1 protein-coding gene is annotated in these 1,258 nt (G+C 79.6%); it reads left to right on the top strand.

Features of this window, described 5'->3' with window-relative positions; all coding sequences use genetic code 11:
• Positions 1-1,258: ROK family protein (locus ACFXB5_RS01575; protein WP_385201349.1), on the top strand; the 1,258-nt coding region annotated here is incomplete at both ends.

The following is a 1,258-nucleotide window of genomic DNA, read 5'->3' as shown; positions in this document are numbered from 1 at the left end:
CGCGCCGGCGCGCCACAAATAACACCAGGGGCGCGCCCCCGCGGCCCGCCCCCCGCCCGTGGTCCCCCGCGGGGGGGGCGGGGCGGGGGCCCCCCCCCCCCCCCCGTCTCCACGCTCGTCGACGAGCTGATCCGGGACGGGCTGCTGGTCGAGCTGGGCCCCTCCCGGCCCGGTACGGTCGGCCGCCCCGGCAGCGCCCTCCAGCTCAACGAGCGCGGTCCGGCCGGGCTGGGAGCGGAGATCGGGGTGGACCACCTCGCGGTGTGCGCGATGGACCTCGCCGGGCGGATACGGGCCCGTACGGAGCTCGCCTCGGCGAACCGCGACCGCCCACCGGCCCCGGTGCTCGCCCAGCTCGCCGGCCTGGTCCGGCAGGTCGCGGCGGAGGCGGAGCTGGGCGGGCTGCGGCCGGTGGGGCTCGCGGTGGCGGTGCCCGGCCTGGTGGCGCGGGACTCGTCGCTGGTCGTCCGCGCCCCCAACCTGGGCTGGGAGGGGGTGGACATCGGCCCCGAGCTGCGCGCGGCGCTGCCCGGTCTGCCGGTGACCGTGGACAACGAGGCGAATCTGGGCGCGCTCGCCGAGCTGTGGCGGGGCGGCCACGACCCGGCGCCGCGGGACTTCGTCCATGTCTCGGCCGAGATCGGCATCGGCGCCGCGGTCGTGCTCGACGGGCAACTGCTGCGCGGCACCCACGGTTTCGCGGGCGAGCTGGGCCATGTGCCGGTGCGCCCCGAGGGGCCCGAGTGCGCCTGCGGCGGCCGCGGCTGTCTGGAGCAGTACGCGGGCGAGGAGGCGGTGCTGCGGGCGAGCGGCCTGTCTTCGGAGGAGGCCGCGGCCCAGCACCCGGGCCCCGGCGGCCGTATCGCCGTGCTGGCGGTGCGGGCGGCGAGCGGCGACCAGCGGGCGCGGCGTGCGCTGCGCGGCGCGGGCTCGGCGCTCGGGATCGCCCTCGCGGGCGCGGTGAACCTCCTGGACCCGGAGAAGGTGGTGCTCGGCGGCGCGCTGACGCCGCTGGCGCCCTGGCTGCTGCCCGCCCTGGAGCGGGAGTTGGGCCGGCGGCTCACCGACCCGGCCCGTCCGGGCAGCGGGGCGGTGACCGTCTCCCGACTCGGCCCGGACGGTCCGCTGCTGGGCGCGGCCAGCTCGGTGGTGCAGGCGGTCCTCGACGATCCGGCGGGGTTCCGGGACCCCGCCGGGGGGGGGGGGGCGGCGGGGGTGACTGGCATCGCTGGCGGTGTGGGAGCCCCCCCAAGCACGT

Origin of the sequence: Streptomyces sp. NPDC059455, assembly GCF_042750115.1 — a bacterium.
Taxonomy (GTDB): Bacteria; Actinomycetota; Actinomycetes; order Streptomycetales; family Streptomycetaceae; genus Streptomyces; species Streptomyces endocoffeicus.
This window is presented reverse-complemented; position numbering and strand designations above follow the sequence as displayed.